This is a genomic window from Streptomyces sp. CWNU-52B, from assembly GCF_047444975.1.
GTDB lineage: Bacteria > Actinomycetota > Actinomycetes > Streptomycetales > Streptomycetaceae > Streptomyces.
Genome location: NZ_JBLFJV010000011.1, coordinates 346,587 through 367,709, shown reverse-complemented (window position 1 = coordinate 367,709; position 21,123 = coordinate 346,587). Strand labels below are relative to the sequence as shown.

General features: G+C 71.2%; 18 protein-coding genes and 2 pseudogenes. 8 read left to right on the top strand and 12 right to left on the bottom strand.

Translation table 11 applies throughout. The features are described 5' to 3' along the window. Positions 1–114 precede the first annotated feature (114 nt). The 6 genes and pseudogenes from ACLVWQ_RS14710 to ACLVWQ_RS14685 form a co-directional block, all read right to left on the bottom strand. Positions 115–216: pseudogene (locus ACLVWQ_RS14710) on the bottom strand (IS5/IS1182 family transposase); the annotation flags it as partial. Positions 217–274: 58 nt separating this feature from the next. Further along, positions 275–496, bottom strand: coding sequence for a hypothetical protein (locus ACLVWQ_RS14705; RefSeq protein WP_414109034.1), 222 nt, complete (start codon positions 494–496; stop codon positions 275–277). A 238-nt stretch (positions 497–734) separates the two neighbouring features. Beyond that, positions 735–1,082, bottom strand: coding sequence for a hypothetical protein (locus tag ACLVWQ_RS14700; protein WP_414109033.1), 348 nt, complete (start codon positions 1,080–1,082; stop codon positions 735–737). A gap of 66 nt (positions 1,083–1,148) precedes the next feature. Further along, positions 1,149–3,023, bottom strand: a pseudogene (locus tag ACLVWQ_RS14695) (RHS repeat-associated core domain-containing protein); the annotation flags it as partial. After that, positions 2,978–3,289, bottom strand: coding sequence for a hypothetical protein (locus ACLVWQ_RS14690; RefSeq protein WP_414109032.1), 312 nt, complete (start codon positions 3,287–3,289; stop codon positions 2,978–2,980). The pseudogene ACLVWQ_RS14695 and the gene ACLVWQ_RS14690, both read right to left, overlap by 46 nt. A 184-nt stretch (positions 3,290–3,473) precedes the next feature. After that, positions 3,474–4,241: a putative protein N(5)-glutamine methyltransferase gene (locus ACLVWQ_RS14685; RefSeq protein ID WP_414109030.1), complete on the bottom strand. Its 768-nt coding sequence runs from the start codon at positions 4,239–4,241 to the stop codon at positions 3,474–3,476. 314 nt (positions 4,242–4,555) lie between these two features. Here ACLVWQ_RS14685 and ACLVWQ_RS14680 point away from each other — a divergent pair, with 314 nt between their 5' ends. Continuing rightward, positions 4,556–4,969, top strand: a complete 414-nt coding sequence (locus ACLVWQ_RS14680) for a MarR family winged helix-turn-helix transcriptional regulator (RefSeq protein ID WP_414109073.1) — start codon at positions 4,556–4,558, stop codon at positions 4,967–4,969. Positions 4,970–5,060: 91 nt separating this feature from the next. On the opposite strand, the gene ACLVWQ_RS14675 is transcribed toward ACLVWQ_RS14680, so the two are convergent. After that, complete coding sequence (locus tag ACLVWQ_RS14675) at positions 5,061–5,831, bottom strand: GNAT family N-acetyltransferase (protein WP_414109029.1); 771 nt, start codon at positions 5,829–5,831, stop codon at positions 5,061–5,063. Then, positions 5,828–6,748, bottom strand: coding sequence for an NADP-dependent oxidoreductase (locus ACLVWQ_RS14670; RefSeq protein WP_414109072.1), 921 nt, complete (start codon positions 6,746–6,748; stop codon positions 5,828–5,830). Before ACLVWQ_RS14670 ends, ACLVWQ_RS14675 begins: the two co-directional genes overlap by 4 nt. A 223-nt stretch (positions 6,749–6,971) precedes the next feature. Here ACLVWQ_RS14670 and ACLVWQ_RS14665 point away from each other — a divergent pair, with 223 nt between their 5' ends. Together ACLVWQ_RS14665 and ACLVWQ_RS14660 are read left to right on the top strand one after the other, a co-directional pair. Beyond that, entirely contained in the window at positions 6,972–7,577 is a 606-nt protein-coding gene (locus ACLVWQ_RS14665; RefSeq protein WP_414109028.1) for a sulfite oxidase-like oxidoreductase, read from the top strand. Between the two features lie 118 nt (positions 7,578–7,695). Beyond that, positions 7,696–8,415, top strand: a complete 720-nt coding sequence (locus ACLVWQ_RS14660) for a ferredoxin reductase (protein WP_414109071.1) — start codon at positions 7,696–7,698, stop codon at positions 8,413–8,415. A gap of 37 nt (positions 8,416–8,452) precedes the next feature. On the opposite strand, the gene ACLVWQ_RS14655 is transcribed toward ACLVWQ_RS14660, so the two are convergent. Then, the gene (locus tag ACLVWQ_RS14655; RefSeq protein WP_414109027.1) at positions 8,453–10,864 is read right to left on the bottom strand and encodes a phosphoketolase; all 2,412 of its coding nucleotides are present in this window, start codon (positions 10,862–10,864) and stop codon (positions 8,453–8,455) included. Between the two features lie 395 nt (positions 10,865–11,259). On the opposite strand from ACLVWQ_RS14655, the gene ACLVWQ_RS14650 reads away from it, so the two are divergent. The 3 genes from ACLVWQ_RS14650 (at position 11,260) to ACLVWQ_RS14640 (ending at position 13,910) form a co-directional block, all read left to right on the top strand. Continuing rightward, complete coding sequence (locus ACLVWQ_RS14650) at positions 11,260–11,859, top strand: hypothetical protein (protein WP_414109026.1); 600 nt, start codon at positions 11,260–11,262, stop codon at positions 11,857–11,859. 72 nt (positions 11,860–11,931) lie between these two features. Beyond that, entirely contained in the window at positions 11,932–12,900 is a 969-nt protein-coding gene (locus ACLVWQ_RS14645) for an acetylxylan esterase (protein WP_414109025.1), read from the top strand. A gap of 260 nt (positions 12,901–13,160) precedes the next feature. After that, the gene (locus ACLVWQ_RS14640) at positions 13,161–13,910 is read left to right on the top strand and encodes a GntR family transcriptional regulator (RefSeq protein WP_414109024.1); all 750 of its coding nucleotides are present in this window, start codon (positions 13,161–13,163) and stop codon (positions 13,908–13,910) included. 60 nt (positions 13,911–13,970) lie between these two features. Here ACLVWQ_RS14640 and ACLVWQ_RS14635 read toward each other — a convergent pair whose 3' ends face one another. Next, positions 13,971–16,220, bottom strand: coding sequence for an MMPL family transporter (locus tag ACLVWQ_RS14635; RefSeq protein ID WP_414109023.1), 2,250 nt, complete (start codon positions 16,218–16,220; stop codon positions 13,971–13,973). A 109-nt stretch (positions 16,221–16,329) separates the two neighbouring features. On the opposite strand from ACLVWQ_RS14635, the gene ACLVWQ_RS14630 reads away from it, so the two are divergent. Further along, a complete protein-coding gene (locus ACLVWQ_RS14630; RefSeq protein ID WP_414109022.1) occupies positions 16,330–16,908 on the top strand; it encodes a TetR family transcriptional regulator in 579 nt (192 codons plus the stop codon). A gap of 75 nt (positions 16,909–16,983) precedes the next feature. Here ACLVWQ_RS14630 and ACLVWQ_RS14625 read toward each other — a convergent pair whose 3' ends face one another. Next, entirely contained in the window at positions 16,984–17,952 is a 969-nt protein-coding gene (locus ACLVWQ_RS14625; protein WP_414109021.1) for an anti-sigma factor RsbA family regulatory protein, read from the bottom strand. Then, positions 17,949–18,902, bottom strand: a complete 954-nt coding sequence (locus ACLVWQ_RS14620) for an MEDS domain-containing protein (protein WP_414109020.1) — start codon at positions 18,900–18,902, stop codon at positions 17,949–17,951. Before ACLVWQ_RS14620 ends, ACLVWQ_RS14625 begins: the two co-directional genes overlap by 4 nt. Before the next feature lie 122 nt (positions 18,903–19,024). Between ACLVWQ_RS14620 and ACLVWQ_RS14615 the strand changes: the two genes are divergently transcribed. Continuing rightward, entirely contained in the window at positions 19,025–21,109 is a 2,085-nt protein-coding gene (locus ACLVWQ_RS14615; protein WP_414109018.1) for an ATP-binding protein, read from the top strand. Positions 21,110–21,123: the final 14 nt, after the last annotated feature.

Here is a 21,123-nt window from a genome sequence, read left to right as displayed (position 1 = left end):
GCCTCGCGCAGGTGTCCGGTGATCTTGTTGTGGCGGGCGGTGGTGATTCGCTGGCCGGCCCGGCTTCGCCGCCGAGATCCAGATCACGTTGCCTTGCTCGTCGGTCAGCGCGAGAAACAGCAGGCCATGGGACTTGTGTTTGCCGCTGTAGTTCTTCGGGTTGTCCTTCCCGGCGCGGCGCCGAGTGCGGATGAGGGTGCCGTCCAGCAGGACCACGACGGGACTCCGGCCGGTTGCCCCCCCGGGTCGTGTTTATTCTCCAAACGTTTACAGATCAGCGCTTCGCAGTCCACTGCCGTATAAGAAGTTCAGCTTTTTTGTCAAACTGCTTGTCGATGAAAGACATAGGGGCACGGAGCATGGTGCGTCGCCCGTCCTTGGTGTACACGGCGACGCGGCTGACGCCGAACGTGCGCTGCACTTCCAGTCGCACAATGTCACTCCACGGAATGTGCTGCCGCCGGTCATTGTGGACGATGAGCGCATCCTCGGTCATGGTCACACCGTGGCGTCGGTACAGAAGTGCTATGAACGCGCTGGCCACTGTCGCCGCTGAAATGAACTGTCCAAGACTCCGAGTTCCGGCGAGCCCTCGGTGACGGAGAGCGCCGCGTACACGAGCACTCCACCGACGAGTATCCCTAAGAGGACAGGAAGGGCGAGTTGAGTGACTCCGGGCCTGAAAGATACCACTCCACTTTCTTGCTCTTCGGCGGAAGAACGAGCTGAGAGATTCATATTTCCACCATCTTGCGCATCAGTTTTTCCTGTCGGTTGCTGCGGTGTCGGTGGCGCTTGCGGCAGTACTTGTTCTTCATGCTCACGTTGCCCGGTGCTGCCCAGCCGTGCACGCCCCAGCCGACGGTGGCTCCGAAGGTCCAGGTGAAGCATCCGCCGCGTTTGACCGCGGAGTTGATGTTGTGCACTGCCCACCAGGTGTAGGCCCAGGCGAGGGCAACGCAGGCGCCGATGGCAACGGGGTGTCCGAGTTTGGTGCACAGATACGCTTCGGCGAAGGCGACGCCGGCTCCACCGATGGTGGCGATGTCGTCCTTGAGGACTTCAGTCTTCCACCTCGTCACGTAGAACTTGCACTTGAAGGTGTAGCCCGTCCAGCCCTAGTCGGTGCCGCACTTGCGCACGTAGAAGGCCTGGCCGGAGAGATCGTAGTTGTTGATCGGGTCCGGGTTGACATAGTCGTAGGCGGTGGCCGATCCGCCGTAGACGGGGTCGGTCTGCAGGAAGCGGCCGGAGGACGGGGCGTACATACGGACGCCCATCAGGACGTCTCCGCCTGTGGTCTCGCTGGAGCGCTGTCAGGGCCACGTCGCCGTGAATGTTGTTCAGGTGCAGGACGATGTCGCCGGTCTTGCTGGTGGTGGCTGCGAGACTGCCGCTGGCGGAGGTGATGTTGCGGGACACTGCACCGGCCGCGGTGTCTTCGGTGATCCACCGGGGATTGTCCCCGTCGTCCCCGTAGTGGTTGACCTTGGCCGCGGTCTGGGTCCAGTTGCTGCCGCTGCCAGTCTCGACCGTCCACGAGCGCAGGCACTGGGCCGCGTCGAGCTGCCAGGTCTGGCGGTCGGTTCCGGTGGTCTGCTGGTAGATGAGGTCGTTGATGTAGTAGCCGAGGGTGCTACCTGGCTGTGCGGTCGTCCGGCCGAGTGCGTCGTAGGTGTACCCGGAGTCGACGAGTCGCCCCACGCTGTCATAGCGGTAGGCCTGGTCGGACCAGCCGGCGTGGGTGGTGACCTGACCGCGGATCGACTCGGTGACGGCGTCTGAGTAGATGAGGGCGGAGTCGCTGTCGTGTGTGTAGGTGCGCTCGGTGACGGCGCCGGTGGTGTCCTTGATCTACGCGAGGGTGTAGCCCGGGCAGTGCCTGACCCAGTCCGCCCGTCACGGTGACCTTGCTCTGCCGGCCTGCGTTGTCGGTGGTCGTGGTTGTGGTTGTGGTGCGGGTTACACCGTTCGCGGTGGTGGTGACCTTGGCAGGGTTTCCCCACCAGTCGTACTCGGTTGTCGTGGTGGGCAACCCAGTGGGGTTGGACCCGCCTCCGGTAATCGCGACGCCCGCGCTGGTCTGGCAGAGCAAATCGGCCCACTCGGGGCGGCCTGCACACGTGCCGGTGCCGGTTGCGGACCAGTAGAGAGTCACCTTGGCACCCGCGTCGGTGCCGGTGGCGCCGGGCTGGAGCTGCTTGGTCACTCGTCCTTGGGTGTCGTATTCCGTACTGGTCGCGATGGCGAGGTTTCCGGGATCCTCAACGGTTTTGGTCGCTGCTCCCCTGGTCCAGTCGTAGACTTCAGATCTGCCTTGAGATCGACGCGGCGCAGGGGCCCCAGCTCTTCCAGCTCTCTGATGCCTTGTCATCGAAGACCCAACGAGTCGACAAGAGTTCGGCGCGTTCGTCGCTGGAGAGTTGGGCGATGCCGAGATCGGCCTGGGCGGCCCGATCAGCGGCGGTGATTCCCAGGGCGATGGCGCGGTTGGACGCCGTCAGGTCACGGACCGTGTTGCCAAACCGGTCGCTTTCCAGGGCGGTGATATGGCCGCCAGGGGCTGCGTTGTTGCTCTCCTCACCGGATACACCGAGATAGTGCACGCCGGCACGCCGGTAGTCGCCAGAAGTGAGGCTGTCTCCGGAGTGCGCGGTCGGTACGGAGTCGGGTGGAAAGACGGCGGTCGCATCGGTCGGGGATTCCAGCTGTCCCCACGTGCGCACTGTCGTGGCGCCCATCTGATAGGGGGCCAGCGTTCCGGTCAGCGGCACGTCGTAGACCACTGAGGTGGTCGAGGTACCTTCTGGAACATCCGCAGTGCCCTGCTTGAGCCCGCTGCGCGAAGCGGTGAGCAGCATGCCGTCCGCTGCAGAGCCGGAGTCTCCGACGTTGCCATAGGTGAGGGTCCAGGGCAGTTCACCGGGCGACGTCAGTTTTACGATCCGGTCGGCGCTGTCGTACTGGTACTGGGTTTTCAGGGAGGGTGAGATCTGCGGGTGCCATGTCTCGCGCAGCTGTCCCTGACCGTACCGCCCGCCACAACAAGATCGCCGGATACCTGCGCGAGGCCGGTCTCGAAGCCCTGGCCGATCTCGGATTCGTCGGCCCGGACGACGACCCCGACGACCACCCGGTGATCATCACCGGCCGCAAAACCACCCGCAACCACCAGCTCACCGACGCGGAGAGAGCAGCGAACCACCTGCCCAACCACGAACGCGCCGCCGCCGAACACGGCTTCGCGAACCTCAAATCGTGGCGCTGCCTCACCAAGGTCCGTCCGCATGCACACCCGTCACACGACCACCCTCCTGCGAACCCTCCTCGTCCTGGCGAACACCGAGGTCCAACAGTGACAGACGACCTCGCCCCGATGATCACCCCGCCCACCAGCACAAGCACCCCGAACGTGACTCACACAAGCAGCCCCCACACACCCGCACGACAAAGAACCTCGCCACCCAGCGGAGCTACCTCGTGCCGATCACCACATGCGCGTACAACTCCCCCGACACCTCCACCCGCGCCACCAGCCCCGCCCCCGCGAACACCTCCACCGCCCGCTCCACCTGCCGCTCGCTCGTCTCGACCAGCAGACTGCCGCCGGCCGCCAGCCACCGCGGCGCCTCGGCGACCACACGGCGCAGGACATCGAGCCCGTCGCCTCCCCCGTCGAGCGCGACGAGCGGCTCATGGTCGCGGGCCTCCGGAGGCAGGAGTCCCACCTCCTCGGTGGGGACGTACGGCACATTGGCCGCCAGGACGTCGACCCGCCCGAGCAGCCCGCGCGGCAACGGCGCGAAGAGGTCACCCTCGTAGACACGGCCGAGCGCTCCGACGTTCCGGCGGGCGCAGCGCACCGCGGCCGGGTCGATGTCGGCGGCATACAGTTCGGCGCCGGGCAGCGACGCCACGAGCGCGGCGCCCACCGCACCCGAGCCGCAGCACAGGTCCACGACGACCGGCGTCCCGGAGGCGAGCGCGAGCGCCTGGCGGACCAGGAACTCGGTGCGTCGGCGCGGCACGAAGACCCCGGGTTCCACGGTTATCCGCAGACCGCTGAACTCGGCCCAGCCCAGGACGTGTTCGAGGGGGCGCCCCGCGGCACGCAGGGCCACCATGGCGGTGAGTTCGGCCGCCGTACGGGCGCTGGAGAGGATCAGCCGCGCCTCGTCCTCGGCGAAGACACAGCCCGCGGACCGGAGCGCGGTGACGACATGGGCGTAAGAAGGTGGCATGGAAGCCGAGAGCCTTTCGGGAAGCCGAAGGGCGCCCTCGAGGTCACCTGATGCCGGTGAGGCCCTGAGGCGAGAGCACCCGAGCTGACACAGCGGTAATGGGGCTCACCTCCTTGGTCGTTCACGGCTGGGGCGGTCCTCAGCCGGACGGCAACATTACACGCCCACGGCCCTGCCCACCCCACGACCTCGTTGTACCGTGCAACCAATAGGGGAAGGGCAGGGCCGTGAACAGAGCCGACGCGACCGTCGAGGCCATCGAGGCCATCGAGGCCATCGAGGCCATCGAGGCCATCGAGACGATCCACCACGAGATGACGGCGTTCGCCCGTCGCGCCCGCGCCTCGGCCGGACGGATGCACCCGGAGCTGTCCCTGGTCTCCTACACGCTCCTCGCCCACCTGGAGACGAACGACGGCTGCCGCGCGACCGACCTCGCCGCGCACTACGCCCTCGACAAGTCCACGGTGAGCCGTCAGGTGTCGGCCCTCGAAGGCGCCGGGCTGATCGAGCGGCGCTCCGACCCGCAGGACCAGCGCGTCCTGGTGCTGCACCTCACGCCGGCCGGGACGGAGATCCTCGCCCAGGTGACCGCAAGCCGCCGGATCGCCTTTCGCGAGCGGCTGGCGGGCTGGCCCGAGGAGGATCTGCGGCGGTTCGCGGGGTATCTGCTGCGCTACAACGCGGCGGGCGAAGGTCCGTCCGTGACCACGCCCACGGACGGCTGAGGAGCCTGCCCCCGCGACGCCCCCCACCCCCACCGACGCCCCCTCCAGCACCCACTCCGACGCCCCCTCGTCCCCGTACCGCCGGGCCCCGTCAGGCGACCCCCACCGTCCGTCCGCCCTCCAGCCGCTCCGGCACCCGCGCCGACAGGAACTTGGTCCTGCGCCGCAGCCGGAAGCCGAGCGACTCGTAGAGCCGCACGGCACGGGTGTTGCCCGCTCCGGTGTGCAGGAACGGGATCTCGCCCCGGGCCCGTATGCCATGGGCGACCGCCAGGGTCAGCCGGGAGGCCAGCCCTTCGCCGCGGAAGGCCGGGTCGGTGCAGACCGCGCTGATCTCGGTGTAGCCCGGCGGGTGCAGCCGCTCCCCCGCCATGGCGACCAGGGCGCCCTCCCTGCGGATCCCGAGATACGTGCCCAGCTCGACCGTGCGCGGCAGGAACGGACCCGGTCTGGTGCGCTCGACGAGGTCCAGCATCTCCGGTACGTCGGCGGGGCCCAGCGGTACCGCCTCCGGATCCGGCGCGGCGGCCAGGCCGTCGTCCACGAACTGCACCCCGTCCACGTGGAACGTCACCTCCCAGCCGTCGGGGATCTCACCGCGGTAGCCGGCCAGCGCGATCTCCTGGCCCGGCCCCGCGAGCGCCGCCACGTCCGCCCAGTCGTCGGCGTCGAGCTCGTCGGGCAGGGCCAGCCACGGCGACACGTCGACGGGGTAGCGCAGCAGCCGGCCGCGGCGTTCGGCGAAGTGGGCGTGCGGGCCCAGCAACGAGGCCCGTGCGGGGTTGTCCAGGACGTGGGGCGTGGCCTCGGGCACGGGCACGGGCACGGAAGGGGATGAAGGAAAGTCGGGCGTCGCGCTCATGCGGTGACCTCGATCACGACCTTGCCGCGGACGTGTCCCTCCTCGACGGTACGCAGCGCCGCACCGGCCTGTTCGAGGGGGAAGGTCCGCGTCACCAAGGGGTCGAGTGTGCCGTCGGCGACGAGCCGGACCACCTCGTCGAGCACCGCGGCGTTACGGGCCCGTACGACGGGTGAGCCACCGAGGCCCTCCACGATGTCCTTGCCGCCCGCGGTGATCAGCTTCGCGCGGTCCTTCACCAGCTCGGCCGCGGCCTCCAGGACCGCACCGCCGACCAGGTCGTACACCGCGTCCACGCCCTCGGGCGCCACGGCCCTGACACCCTCGGGGTAGTCCCGGCCGGAGGGCACGTGCACGGCGCCGAGCGACTCGACCAGGTCCTTCTTGCCCTCGCTCGCCACCCCGATGACGTTCAGTCCTTCGGCGCGGGCGATCTGGACGACCGCGACGCCCACACCGCCGCCCGCCCCCGTGACCAGCAGGGTCGCACCGGCCGGCAGGGCCAGCTGACGTACGCCGTCGTAGGCGGTGGCCGCCGCGACGGGCAGGGTGGCCGCGTCGGTGAAGGAGACACCGGCGGGCTTGTGCGCGGTGATCGCGACGGGGAACAGGGCGTACTGGGCGTATCCGCCGGAGACGGGGTTGCCGAAGACCTCGTCACCGGCCTCGAACCCCGTGACGCCCTCGCCGGTCTCCTCGACGACACCGGCGGCCTCGTTGCCGAGGACCGCGGGCAGCGCACGCGGCTGCTGGCCGGGCCGCTGATAGCCGGTGCGCTGCTTCCAGTCGACGGGGTTGACGCCCGCCGCCCGGACGGCGACCAGCAACTGGCCGGGACCGGGGCTCGGCCGCTCCTGCTCGACGAGGGCCTCGGTCTCCGGACCGCCGTACTGGGTGAAGACGTACGCCTTGGGCATCGCTCCGTCACTCTCCTTCACACCGATGTGGGTACTGCCGATGAGGCACTGCGGGTGGGCACTATCGGCAAGGAAGATCTCCGGTGCCGCTATTCCCGGGGCGGTCGAGTGTTCATACGGCGGCAATGATCCCGGGACGGAGCCCGGCGCCGGGGCCGGTACCGTGGACGAGGTACACCACGATCAAGGGTCGCCGTCCGGCCGGCCTGGAGGCACCGCTCGCATGAACGTCACCCGAGGCTTCGCCGGTCGTCCGCGCGTCCACAACGACGGGCTGCCGCCCGGCCAGTACGACGCCCGCGACGACTGGCCCGTGCTCTCCGCCGAGGTCACACCGGAGCTGGCTCCCTCGGAGTGGACGTTCACCCTCGACGGGCTGGTCGCCGAACCTCGCACCTGGACCTGGGACGAGGCGCACGCGCTGCCGCCGTCCGCGTACGAGGGCGACATCCACTGTGTGACGAGCTGGTCGAAGTTCGGCGTGCGCTTCGCCGGTGTGTCGCTCGACGCGTTCCTCGACCGCGCCCGCCCGGCCGCCGAGGCCACCCACGCGGTCGCCTGGTCGCACACCGGTTACACCACGAACCTGCCGCTCGCGGACCTGACGGGCGGACGGGCCTGGATCGTGTGGGAGTACGGGGACGGGCCGCTGCCCGCCGAGCACGGCGGTCCGGCGCGTCTGCTCGTGCCGCATCTGTACTTCTGGAAGAGCGCCAAGTGGATCGCGGGCGTCCGTCTGCTGGACCACGACGAACCGGGCTTCTGGGAGCAGAACGGCTACCACCACCGCGGCGACCCCTGGGAAGAGCAGCGTTACTCCGGTGACTGAGACCTCCACGGCCCGCCTCTCCACGGCGGCCGACACGCCCACGACGGCTCCCGCGTTCCCGACGGCCGACGACCCGGCCGGCGACCCGGCCGCCTGGACGCCGCCGACGCGGTTCGCCGTGCCCGGCCGGATCTCGGTGAGCGACCAGGTCGCGGCCGCCTGGCAGCCCGCCACCCTCACGGAGATCCGCCGGGAGACCGCGCGGGCGGCGACCTTCCGGTTCGCCGTGCCCGGGTGGCAGGGCCATCTGCCCGGCCAGCACCTGATGCTGCGGCTGCGCGCCGAGGACGGCTATGTGGCCCAGCGGCACTACTCGATCGCGTCACCCCCCGACGACCGCGGACACGTCGAACTCACCCTCGACCACGTCGACGGCGGCGAGGTGTCCGGCTGGTTCCACACGGTCGCGAAGCCCGGTGACGAGGTCGAGCTGCGCGGCCCCCTCAGCGGCTTCTTCGCCTGGCCCGGTGACCGGCCGGCCCTCCTCATCGGCGCGGGTTCCGGTGTCGTACCGCTGATGTCGATGGTCCGCCACCACCGCGCGCGGAACCTGACGGTGCCGCTGCGGCTGCTCGTCTCGGCGCGCGGGCCCGAGGACCTGATCTACGCGTCGGAGTACGGCGCCGAGACCACCGCGGTGTTCACGCGCGCCGCCCCCGAGGGCGTGCCCGTGGGCCGGGTGGCGGCGGCACAGGTGGAGCGGCTGCTGGCCGATTCGCCCGAGGACGGCTGGGAGGCCTTCGTGTGCGGCTCGAACGGGTTCGCCGAGCACGCCTCGCGGCTGCTGGTGGACGCGGGGCAGCCGGTGGACCGTATCCGGATCGAACGCTTCGGCTGAGCACGCCCGCTCCCACACCCGCACTCGTTTCTCGCCGTCAGTCCGACCAGGTCCACTCGGCGACCTCGGGCAGATCGGTGCCGTGTTCGCGGATCCAGGCCCCGTGGCGGGTGCGTACGTCGGCCATCCGCTGGCGTACGGCGGTGGCGCGCACGGCGAGACCCGGCACCCGGTCGATGACGTCCATGACCAGGCGGTAGCGGTCCAGGTCGTTGCGCACGACCATGTCGAAGGGGGTCGTCGTGGTCCCCGACTCCCGGTAGCCGCGCACATGGAGGTGGGCGTGGCCGGTGCGCCGGTAGGCCAGCCGGTGGATCAGCCAGGGATAGCCGTGGTAGGCGAAGATCACCGGCTTGTCCGCGGTGAAGAGGGCGTCGTACTCGAAGTCGGCCATGCCGTGCGGATGTTCACCCCGCGGCATCAGCCGGGCGATGTCGACGACGTTGACGACCCGCACGGCCAGGTCGGGCAGGTGGGTGCGCAACAGCCCTGCCGCGGCGAGGACTTCCTGGGTGGGCACGTCGCCCGCGCAGGCCAGCACCACGTCCGGTTCGCGGGTGCCGTCCTCCGTGCCCGCCCACTCCCAGATTCCCGCGCCCCGGGCGCAGTGGGCGCGGGCCTGGTCCAGGGACAGCCAGTCGAAGCAGGGCTGCTTCCCGGCGACGATCACGTTCACGTAGTCGCGGCTGCGCAGCGCGTGGTCCGCCACGGACAGCAGGGTGTTGGCGTCCGGCGGCAGGTAGACCCGTACGACCTCCGGGCTCTTGTTGAGGACGTGGTCGACGAAGCCCGGGTCCTGGTGCGAGAAGCCGTTGTGGTCCTGCCGCCACACGTGCGAGGTCAGCAGGTAGTTGAGGGAGGCAAGGGGCGCGCGCCACGGCAGCTCCCGTGCCGTCTTGAGCCACTTGATGTGCTGGTTGACCATCGAGTCGACGATGTGCGCGAACGCCTCGTACGACGAGAACAGGCCGTGCCGTCCGGTGAGGAGATAGCCCTCCAGCCAGCCCTGGCAGAGGTGTTCGGACAGCACCTCCAGTACGCGGCCGTCGCGGGCCAGGTGCTCGTCGGTCTCGATGATCTCGGACTGCCAGGCCTTGCCCGTCGCCTCGTACAGCGCGCCCAGCCGGTTCGACTCGGTCTCGTCGGGGCCCACGACTCTGAAGTCGCGCCGCTCGGCCGTGTCGGCCATGATCCGGGCGAGCATGCCGCCGAGGACCCGGGTGGGCTCGTGCGTGCCGGCGCCCGGCTTGTCCACGGGGACGGCGAAGTCCGCCAGGTCCGGCATGGGCAGGGCCCGCAGCAGCAGACCGCCGTTGGTGTGCGGGTTGGCGCCGAGGCGGCGGGAGCCCTCGGGAACGCAGTCGAGGACGAGGTCGGTGGGCCGGCCCTCGGCGTCGAAGAGTTCCTCGGGCCGGTACGAGCGCAGCCAGGTCTCCAGCTGCCGCAGGTGCTCGGGGTTCTCGCGGACGCCGGCCAGCGGGACCTGGTGGGCGCGCCACGTTCCCTCGACCGGCTCGCCGTCGACCTCGGCGGGACCGGTCCAGCCCTTCGGCGTCCGCAGGACGATCACGGGCCAGCGGGGGCGCTCGCCCTTCCCGCCCCGCCCCTTCCCGCCCCGTCCCTTGCCCCGCTGCGTCCTTCCGCCTTGTCCCTTCCCGCCGGTGCGGGCCTCCTGCTGGATGGCCGCGATGCGGTCCAGCGCCTGGTCCAGCGCCTCGGCCAGGTCCCGGTGCACACGGCGCGGGTCGTCCCCCGACACGTAGAGGGGGTCGTGGCCGTAGCCCCGCAGGAGTTCGTCGAGTTCGGCGCGCGGCAGCCGGGCGAGCACGGTGGGGTTGGCGATCTTGTAGCCGTTGAGGTGCAGGACGGGCAGGACGGCGCCGTCGTGCACCGGGTCGAGGAACTTGTTGGCGTGCCAGGACCCGGCGAGGGGTCCCGTCTCGGCCTCGCCGTCCCCGATCACACAGGTGACCAGCAGGTCCGGGTTGTCGAAGGCCGCGCCGTACGCGTGGGCGAGCGAGTAGCCGAGCTCACCGCCCTCGTGGAGGGAGCCCGGGGTCTCGGGGGCGACATGGCTGGGGACTCCGCCGGGGAAGGAGAACTGCCGGAAGAGCCGCTCCATGCCCGCGGCGTCCCGGGTGATGTCCGGGTACGTCTGTGTGTAGCTGCCCTCCAGCCAGGAGTTCGCGAGGACGGCGGGGCCGCCGTGGCCGGGCCCCCATACGCAGATCGCGTCGAGGTCCCGCTCGGCGATGACACGGTTGAGATGCGTGTGCACCAGGTTGAGGCCGGGCGAGGTGCCCCAGTGCCCGAGCAGCCGTGGCTTGATGTGCTCGGGTTTCAGGGGCTCGGCCAGCAGCGGGTTGCCGAGCAGGTAGATCTGACCGACGGCCAGGTAGTTCGCGGCACGCCAGTGCGCGTCGAGCGCTGCCATGCGGTCCTCGGCCATGGTGAGGGACTCCTGTTCCGATGTTCCGAAGCTTCCGACGTTCCGAAGCGGTTGTTCCGAAGCGGTGGCACGCGGGTTCCACACGGGGCGCCGATCAGTCGTGAAAAGGCCCAGGGTTGGACCGTCCGTGTGAGGCGGTGTCGTGACGTTCTCACCGAAGTCCCGTCGGCGGGAGTGGCAAATCGGCCCCTGGAGGGGTCCGTTCGACGTCTTGTGGGCACATGGACGACATACAGCCGACATACAGCGGTGAAGAGACGTACAGGCGGTCAGGACGTGGCACGGAAGGGCCGGGGCGATCAGCGTCGGTCGCCCGGGGCGGCGCGAACGGCCCCGAGCACCGAGGATCGGTCGTACGTCCTGAGTGACGGTCGCGAGTGCTGAGGAGACGGGACATGAGCACGCGGGAGAAGCGGACCCGGGTGGCCGGGCGGCGGCAGCGGCACAATCCGCTGTGCCGCCGCTCGGACGTGCTGGAGGCGTGGACCGTGCTGGTCGTCACCGTCGCGCTGTGGGCCGGCGCGCCGCTGGCCGGACTCGCCCTGGGACGGTGGGCCTACGAAGGGGCGCGGGCCACGGCGGCGGAGCAGCGGACCGAGCGCCACCGGGTGCTCGCCGAGATCGTCGAGGGCACACCCACCGCCGCCCCCGCCACCGGAAGCGACCGGCGGCCGGTCCAGCGCGTGACCGTCCGCTGGACCGGGCCCGGGGAGCGTGCCCACACGGGTGAGACCCGGGTGTCCGCCGCCACCAGGGTCGGCGACCACAGGTACGTCTGGCTGGACGACCGCGACAGGATCGTCCCCGCCCCGACGAGTCGCACCGTGGTCTGGCAGCACACGCTGGCGGTGGGCGCCTGCGGTGCCGGGCTGGCCGTGGCCGGCGTCCTGGCCGCGCACGCCCTGGTGCGGCGGGCCGCCACCCGGCGCCGGATGGCCGAGTGGGAGCGGGAGTGGGCCCGTACGGGACCCGAATGGGCCCGGCACCGGGCATGATCTGGCGGCCTTCGGACCGCACCCGTACGGTGTGATCGCCCGCACCCTCATTCGTAGCAAAGGCGGTCTTCCATGGCCTTGTTCGACCTTCCTCTCGATCAGCTCCGGGACTACCGCAGCGCGTCCGTCGAGCCCGAGGACTTCGACGCCTTCTGGGACAAGACGCTGCGGGAGGCGCGCGAGCACGGCCTGGGCGCCCGCTTCGAGCAGGTCAAGGCGCACCTGCGGAACGTCACGGTGTACGACGTCACGTACGCCGGGTTCGGCGGTCACCCGGTGCGGGGCTGGCTGACCCTCCCCGCCGGGGCCGACGCGCCGCTGCCCGCGGTCGTGGAGTTCATCGGCTACGGCGGCGGACGCGGCCTCTCGCATACGCACCTGCTGTGGGCCTCGGCCGGTTACGCGCACTTCGTGATGGACACCCGGGGCCAGGGCGGCGCGTGGGGCGGCGGCGGTGACACCCCCGACCCGGTGGGCAGCGTGCCCGCGTACCCCGGGTTCATGACGCGCGGCATCGACGCCCCGGAGAACTACTACTACCGACGGGTGTTCACCGACGGCGTGCGGGCCGTGGAGGCCGCCCGCTCCCATCCGCTCGTCGACGCCTCGCGCACCGCGGTGGTGGGCACCAGCCAGGGCGGCGGCATCTCGATCGCGGTGGGCGGCCTGGTGCCGGATCTCGTGGCGGTCGCCCCCGACGTGCCGTTCCTCTGTGACTATCCGCGCGCCACGCGACTCACGGACCGCGATCCGTACCGGGAGATCGGCAACTACCTCAAGACGCGCCGCGGGCGCACCGAGGAGGTGCTGCGCACGCTGTCGTACTTCGACGGGGTGCACTTCGCGGCGCGCGGGCGGGCACCGGCCCTGTTCTCCGCGGCCCTGGAGGACCAGACCTGTCCCCCGTCGACGGTCTTCGCGGCCTTCAACGCGTGGCAGCACGACGACAAGGCCATCGAGGTGTACGACTTCAACGACCACGAGGGCGGCGGCCCGTACCAGGAAGCGGTCAAGCTGGCCTGGCTGCCCGCGTACTGCTGACGCTCCGGCGAGGTGGTCGCGGGGCGGGGTCCAGGGGCGCCGGGTGCGGTGTCCGGGCGTTCCGTCGTGGGTGGGTTCACGGACTGTATTCGGCCTGAAATCGGCCGACCCGCCGAGACCCACTTCCAGCATGGTTTAGACCAATGCTAGAGATGGTCCCGCACAGAAGGACCGCGCCCGCCGGGCCCATGACCAGGGCTCCGGGGCGCGGACCCACCACGGCCCGCACGGCTACGTCTCGTCACAAGGGGAGCACGGACATGGCCCGCAGCACCACACCGCCCGACCTCGAACCTCTGTACGCGCGGATCGCCTCGGAGTTGCTCGCGGCGATCCGCGACGGGACCATCCCGCCCGGTGAACGGCTGCCGGGCGAACGGCAGTTGGCCGCGCGCTTCGGAGCGAGCCGGGAGACGGTACGGCAGGCACTCGGCGTCCTGCGCCGCAACGGCCTGGTCGCCACCGACCGGCGCGGCACCCATGCGAAGGCACCCGGCCTGCCGGTCGGGCAGTTCCCGTCACTCTGCTTTCCGCTCGGCGCGCACGCCGCCCGATCCCGCGCCCTCGACCGCGCCACCGTGACCTGGGAGACACCTCCGCCGGAGCACGCGACGGCGCTCGGACTCGCGCCGCGGCGGCCGACGTTGGTCCATCGGTACGAGTCCGCCGCACCCGGCGGGCACGGCCGGCGGACGGCCGTGACGTCGTTCTCGGCCGTCGCCCTCGCCGAGGTGGCGGAACTGGCCCGCTACCGCGACCGCGCCGACGGTACGTCGTCGGCACAGCTGCGGCGGGTGTACGACTGGATGCGCCGGGCGGGGCTGACCCTGCACCACCGCGACTCCATCACCGGACCGGGCAAGGCGGCGGCCTCGGTGCGGGTGACCCGGCGCGTGCACGACCAGTACGCCCGTCCCCTGGAGATCACCGATCTGCTGGTGAACGCCGAACAGGACGCGCTGGTCTACGAGTTCACACTTCCGGCGGTCGACGGGCCCCGCGACGCGTAGCTCCCCGCGTGCCGCGATCCCTGTCGTGCGGGGACCGCGGCACCCGGGCGCGCCTTCCGGTCAGCGGGAGCCGTGCACGCCGACCGCTTCGCGCTGCTCGTCCCGGCCGTCCCCGCCGTCCCGGCCGTCCCCGCCGTCCCGGCCACCCTGGGCGTCCTGTGCGGCCGGGACGCTTCCCGGAAGCTTGGCGCCCTCGATGTCCACATCGGGCGTGACGCGGTCGAGCCACCCGGGCAGCCCCCAGGCACGGCGGCCGATCAGGGCCATGGCTGCCGGGACGAGGGTCATACGGACCACGAACGCGTCCACGAAGACGCCGAAGGACAGCGCGAAGCCGATGGACTTGATGATGGGGTCGTGGTTGAAGACGAACCCGCCGAAGACCGCGACCATGATCAGCGCGGCGGCGCTGACCACCCGGCCGCTGCGGGCCACCCCGTGGACGATGGCCTCGGCCGCGTCACCCGTCTGCTCGTAGTGCTCGCGCATGCGGCTGACGAGGAAGACCTCGTAGTCCATGGCCAGCCCGAAGAGAACTCCGATGACGAGGACCGGGAGGAAGCTGGTGACGGGTCCGGCGGACGGGATGTCCAGGAGGCCGTTGAGGTGGCCGTTCTGGAAGACCCACACGGTGGCGCCGAGGGACGCGGCGACCGACAGGAGGAAGCCGAGGGCGGCCTTGACCGGGACCAGCAGGGACCGGAAGGCGACGGTCAGCAGGATCAGCGCGAGGATCACGATGATCGCGATGAACAGCGGCAGGGCGTCGGACAGTTTGCCCGCGACGTCGATGGCCGCGGCGGTGGCGCCGGCGATGTAGAGGGTGCCGCCTGCCTTGTCGACAGCGGGCGCGGTGTCCCGCAGGCGGTGCACCAGGTCGGTGGTGGCCTCGGCGTCCGGGCCGGTTCGCGGGACGACCGCGACGATCGCGAGGTCGGCGCCCGGGTTGGTGACGGGCGGGGCGACCGCGGCCACCCCGGGGTCACGCGCCAGGGTCGTACGCAGCGTGGTCAGGGTGTCGGTGCGCTCGGCCGCCGGGATCCCGGTGGTGTCGACGACGGCGGTGACGGTCGCGTTGAAGCCGACTCCGAAGCCTTCGCTCAGCAGGTCGTAGCCCTTGTGCTGGGTGCTGTCGGCGGGCTGCGAGGCGTAACCGGGCAGTCCCAGACGCAGGTCGCGGGCGGGCAGGGCGAGCGCGAGCAGGCCGACCACGCCCACCAGCAGAACGATCAGCGGCTTGCCGGTGACCACCCGGGCCCAGCCCAGGGCCCAGGAGCCGGGAGCGCGCTCGGGACGGCGGGCACGCGGGCGCAGCCGCTCACCGAACAGTCCCAGCACCGCGGGGACCAGGGTGATGGCGATGAGCACGGCGAGCAGGACGGTCACGGCGGCCGCCAGGCCCATGATCGTGAGGAACGGGATGCCGGTGACCGCCAGCGCGGCCAGCGCGATGATCACGGTCGCTCCGGCGAAGACGACGGCGCTGCCCGCGGTGGCGACGGCCCGTGCGATCGAGTCCTCGACGTCCGTGTCGGGATCGGCGAGTTGCTCGCGGTGGCGGGAGAGGATGAACAGGGCGTAGTCGATGCCCACCGCCAGGCCGATCATGAGGGCGAGGACGGTGGCGGTGCTGGTCATGTCGATGAAGCGGGAGACGAACTGGACGCCCAGCACACCGATCGCGACCCCCACGACCGCGGTCAGCAGCGGCAGCCCGGCCGCGACCAGGGAGCCCAGGGCGAGGGCCAGGACGGCGAAGGCGATCACCACACCGACGATCTCCGCCGGTCCGCCGACCTCGGTCTTCGGCTGCATCGCCGAGCCGCCGAACTCGACCTCGAGACCGGCGTCCCGGGCCTGCTCCATCGCGTCCGACAGGGCGTCCTTGGACGTCTCGGGCACGTTGTCGGCGGACTGACGGAACCGTACGTCCGCGTAGCCGATGCGCCCGGTCCGCGAGACCGTCCCGGTCTTGGCGGGGTCGGAGACGCTCACCACTCCGGGGACCGTGGCGGCCTTCTTCAGGCTCGCGGCGAGAGCCGGCTCGGCGCCGGACCCGGTGAGCGTGTCGCCCTCGGGGGCGGCGAACACGATCCGGGCCACCCCGCCCGCGGCGGCCGGGAACTTCTCCTCCAGCAGGTCCTGGGCCTGCTGCGACTCGATGCCCGGCACCGAGAACTCGGTGCTCGCCTTGCCGTGCAGGGTGATGCCGAGTCCGCCGACCACGGCGAGCAGCAGCAGCCAGACGGCCAGCACCCTGCCACGCCGGTGCACCGCCCAACGTCCCAAGGTGTACAGGCGTGACGCCATGCCGACTTCCTCCTTCTCCCCGCGGGCCCCGTCCGGACCGCGACATCTCTACACCCTAAAGCATTTTTGCAGTCGGATGTAAATTAACCACGCCTGGTAAAGTGTGCTCATGACGAGTGACGGCCTACGGGAACGCAGCAAGGCGCGTCGCCGGGATGCGATCGTCCGGGCGGCCTACGAGCTGTTCGCCGACCGCGGGTTCGAGACGACGACGATCGCCGACATCGCCGCGGCGGCGGAGGTCTCCCCCCGCACGGTCACTCTGTACTTCCCGTCCAAGCTGGAGCTGGCGATGTCGGAGTTCGACTCCGTCACGGACCGGCTCAGGACCGCTGTGCACGAGCGGGAGGAGGGGGTGACGATCCTGGACGCGCTGGAGCGCTGGCTGCGCGAGGAGAACACCCAGCGCAGCGATCTGGACGAGCTCGCCGACCGCGTGCTGGAGCTGAACCCGCAGTTGGCCGGGGTCGCCGGGGCGCGCGTGGCGGAGGTCATCCAGTACGGTGCGAAGATCCTCGCCGAGGAACGGGGCGGTTCCCCGGACGACTTCGGGCCGCGCATGGCGGCGGCCGCCGCTGCCGCCGTGATCAGCGAGGTGTGCTACCGGCCCGACGAAGGCAGCATCGACACGGCGATGGCCTTCCTGCGCGCCGGACTGGCGACACTGCCGTCGGAGCCGGCCTCCTGACCGCACGCGCGGCGCACCCCTGGAACGGGCCGTACGCGGCGTGCACAGCAGATCACCCACAGGTCACACGACGGGTCACACGGCGGCGGACCTCTTGAAGTACAGGCGCACCACCGAGCCCGCCGGGTCCAGTGTCTCCGTGAGCAGATCGCTCAACTGACGCACCACCCACATCCCGTGGCCGCTCACGGCCCGTCGGTCCGGCGGCAGGTGCCCCGGGAACTGCGGCGGCGCCGTCGACGCCCGCGTGCCGACGTCCGCGACCTCGCAGATCACGTACTCGAAGTCGGTACGCAGCCGCAGGACACCCCGGCCGCCCCCGTGGCGCACGGAGTTGGCCACCACCTCGTGCACCGCGGCCACCATGTCGTGCAACCGCTGCTCGGACATTCCCAGGTCGAGGGCGTACCGGTGCAGGGCACGCCGCACATGCGCCGACCTGCCGCGGCCGAAGGGGATGTCGTCGCGCCCGTCGGGCAGCCCGCTCGGCCGCGCAGCGTCGCACTCGGCGTAGAAGTCGGCGGGATCCGCGTAGTGTCCGCTGGCCGTCGACTCCCCCGCGCTCAGGGCGAGTTCGGGATGTGTACGGGGCACGGAACGGGCCACTTCCGGCGGCAGTGCGCGGGTGTCGTACGGGCAGAGGATCCGGTGTCCGGTGCCCGCGAAGGCCACGTTGAGCAGGGATTCGTAGCGCATCCACTCACGGGTCTCGAACTCCGTGCGGTCCGGCCAGCCGGGCTCGCCGATGATCCGTACCCGGGAAGGGCGGCCGGCCCCGTCCGTGTCGTGGTCGGCGCAGTAGGCGCTGTAGCGGCCCAGGGTGCGGGACGGGCAGCCGTACCAGTCGGCGGCGTCGCCGAACTCGACGTCGTCGCAGCGGTGGCCGAGCGCCCGGCCGAGCAGGCCGATGTTCCGGGGCGCGAGGACGGCGAGGACGCTGTCGTCGGCGTCCAGTCCGTCGAGGGCGAAGAGGAGCGCGCCGTCGAGGAACTCCTCGTCCGACGCGTAGCACAGCGCCTGGTGGACGAACCCCGTACGGGTCATGGGATCGCCCCCTCTCTCACATCCCCCTTGTGGAGCCGCAGCCCCGGTATCCGGTCCCAGCCGGTGACGCGCATCAGCCGCTGGATGTGCGGCGCGACCCCGTACAGGACGAGCGTGTCGCCACTGGTGTGCAGGGCGAGCGCCGAGAACACCAGCAGACGCAGCGCGCCGACGTCGATGAACGCCAGGTTCCGCAGATCGAGCCGGGTACTCGTGCCGTTGACCGGCCTGGCCCGCACCCGGGCCGTCTCGGCCTGCAGGGCGCGCGCCAGGGCGGTCACGTTCGTGTCGTCCACCTCCCCGGAGAGCGCCAGGCCCGGCGGCGCGAAGGTACGGGTGATGGAGAGCAGTTCGTCGCGCCACACGAGGTCGGCGGCGACCCGGCCGTGGTGCAGCCCGTCGAGCGGTGCCAGTTCGAAGTCGTCGAAGACCCGGCGGTCGTACTGGCAGATGCCGAGGACCGGCAGGGACGCGAAGACGGGTTCCAGGAGGAGTTCGCTGTCGTGCAGCGTCTTGAGTCCCTTGCCCGCCTGTCCACGCACGATCTCCATGCTGACGCGCAGGCCGAGATAGCCGTCACCGACCGCGCGGCGCGTCTCGCGGCGGATCGTCTCGTCGAGGTCCCACAGCCCTTCGGGGGTCGCGAGGAGCGGGTCCACCGTCAGCCGTCCGGCGGCCAGTTCGTCGTCGACGGCACAGCCGCGGGACTCCAGGAAGGTGAGGGCGAGTTCGGCCGGCAGGTCGGCCGGGCCCAGCACGAGCCCCCGGTGACCGCTGGCGAGTCCGTCGAGGAGGAACGCGGCGACCACGGTCTCGCGCTCCTCGTCCGCGTCGTAGCCGAGGAGCAGATGGTCGCCTGCGCGCATCTCTCCGACCGCTCTGAGCGCGCGCACCACTTCCATGTCCCGCACCTCCCAGATCTCCCGCTCGGTGTGCCGGAACGCCTCCACGCTACGCCCGTTGAGGCCACGGTGTGAGGGCGAAGACCCGATTGCCGGTCACGGCGCCGGGGCTCGGACACAGCCGTCGCGGAGCGTTAAGGTGACCGCCAGCGGTTGGGTGAGGAGGAGCGATGTGCGCCTCGGTACGCAACAGGAGAAGGGGCAATCTGCCCTCCGAGTCCAATACGTTCGTCGGCCGCACGTCCGAACTCGCCCGGATGTCCGCCCTGCTGGAATCGGCTCGGCTGCTGACCCTCACCGGTCCCGGCGGGGTCGGCAAGTCCCGGCTGGCACTGCGGGCCGCGCAGCTCGCCCAGCCGGCGTTCCCCGGCGGAGCCTGGCTGGTGGAACTCTCCGACCTGCAGAACCCGGACCTCCTCACGAACGCCGTGGCCGAGGCCACCCGGCTGACCGAACAGACGCTCCGCCCGCTGCTGGTGGCGGTCAGCGAGCACCTCGACGACGGGCCGCTGCTGCTCGTCCTGGACACCTGCGAGCACGTGCTCGACGAGTGCGGCCGGGTCGTACAGGAACTCCTGGCACACGTACCGGAGTTACGGGTCCTGGCGACCAGCCGTCAACCGCTGGGCGTGCCAGGGGAGCACCTGTTGTCGGTGACTCCGCTGCCGCTCGGTGAACACGCCGACGCGGTGGCCCTGTTCGCGGCCCGCGCCGCGGCGGCCGTGCCGTCGTTCGCCCTGACCGACGCCAACCGGGCCGAGGTGGCGGCGGTCTGCGCGCGGCTCGACGGGATCCCGCTCGCCCTGGAGCTGGCCGCGGTCCGGCTGCGCGGCTTCCCCCTCGACCGTCTGCTGCGGGGCCTGGACTCCCGCTTCGACCTGCTCGTCTCCGCCGCCCGCCCCCGGCTCGCCCGGCATCAGACGCTGCGTACGGCGATCGGCTGGAGCCATGAGCTGTGCACTCCGCTGGAGCGGCTGTTGTGGGCCAGGCTGTCGGTGTTCGCGGGGGGCTGGGACGTGGAGGCCGCCGAATTCGTGTGCCACGGCGGCCCGCTGGACGCCGAGGTGATCCTGGCGCTGCTCGCCTCACTCACCGAGAAGTCGATCGTCACACGCGAGAACCAGGGGGTGGCCGCGCGCTACCGCATGCTGGACACCGTCCGTACCTTCGGCGCCGACTGGCTGGAGGGCCTCGGTGAACAGGACGCCGTACGCGCCCGTCACCTCGACTACTTCCGCTGGGTCGCCCGCCAGGGGGAGGCAGAGTGGCTGGGTCCCGGCCAGCGGATGTGGGCCGAGCGGCTGAGTGTGGAGCATCCCAATCTGCGGGTCGCGGTGGAGGAGAGCCTGGCGGCGCTCGAACACGAGACGGCGCTCGAACTCACGGGCACGCTCTGGTACTTCTGGTTCGCGTGCGGGTTCGCCGACGAGGGGCGCGGCTATCTGGAGCGGGCCCTGCGCCGGGCGCCCGAGCAGGTCCCCGGGTACGACCTGGCGACCTGGGCGCACCGGCTGGTCACCGTCGTGCCGGACGACGTGGACGCCGCCGAGTCCGTGAGCGCGGCGTACGTGTGGCTGGCGCAGGAGCGTCATCTCCCGGTCCCCGCGCTGCCGTTGACCGGCGCGAGCCTCGCGGTGCGCGGTGAGTCGGCGCGCTCCGCCCTGCTGTACGGCAGCAGTACCCAGGGGCCCGGGGGCGGGGGCGGCGCGGAGTTCTTCCAGCTGCTGACGTTGGCCGTGCAGGCGTATCTCCTGGCCGGTCAGGGCGCGTTCGAGCGGTGCGCGGTGGTCGCGGAGCGGCTGCGGGCCGCCTGTGCGAAGCGCGGGGAGCTGTGGATGCGGGCCTGGGGTGAATTCTTCGTCGCTCTCGCCGGGATCGGGCTCGGGCGGCCGTTGGACGCGCTGCCGTCCGCGCGCGCGGCTCTGGCGGCCAAGTGGCGTGTCCACGACCGTTTCGGCGCGGCGGCCGTCGCCGATCTCCTGATCGTCGCGGAGGCCGCCGGTGGCGAGCCCGAACGCGCGGCCCGGCTGCTGGGCGTGGGCACGCGCCTCTGGCACGCGGCCGGGCTCCCCCAGCTCGCCGACATCGAGACGACCGTCTTCCGCAGGGAGTACGCACGCCGGCTGCGCTCGGCCCTCGGCACCGCCGGATTCGCCGAGGCGGTGAGCGAGGGCCGGGGGCTGAGTCCGGAGGAGGCGATACGGCTCGCGCTGGGCGACGCCCCGGACGGTGTGCTCGACGAGGCGGACCTCTGACCGCGCCGCGCGGC